Below are 308 nucleotides of genomic sequence, written 5' to 3' on the forward strand. Positions count from 1 at the left end.
CAACACGAAGGCAAGTGCGATTGGTCGTTCATACAAGAATGACCACGAGTTGTCGTACATGAGTAAGGCTTTGCGTAAGTTGGTTTCTGCCATTGGCCCCAAAATGATGGCCAACAGTATTGGTGAGGATGGAATGTCCATCTTGCCGAGGGCGAAGCCCAGCAAACCGAACGCGATAGCTATGCCGACATCAAACATGGAGTTGTTAATCGCATAAGCACCAACCACAGACAGGAAGATGATGATTGGAATCATCAGTATTTTCGGAACTTCTATGATGCGACAGAAGAAACGAATACCAAGTAAGC

1 protein-coding gene is annotated in these 308 nt (G+C 46.4%); it reads right to left on the minus strand.

The window, feature by feature from the left end; translation table 11 throughout:
* Window positions 1-308, minus strand: a 308-nt coding sequence (locus tag AW165_RS19595) for a tripartite tricarboxylate transporter permease (protein WP_171254281.1), incomplete at both ends; no start/stop codon positions are given.

This window comes from Acinetobacter sp. LMB-5, assembly GCF_001541635.1.
Classification (GTDB): Bacteria; Pseudomonadota; Gammaproteobacteria; order Pseudomonadales; family Moraxellaceae; genus Acinetobacter; species Acinetobacter pittii.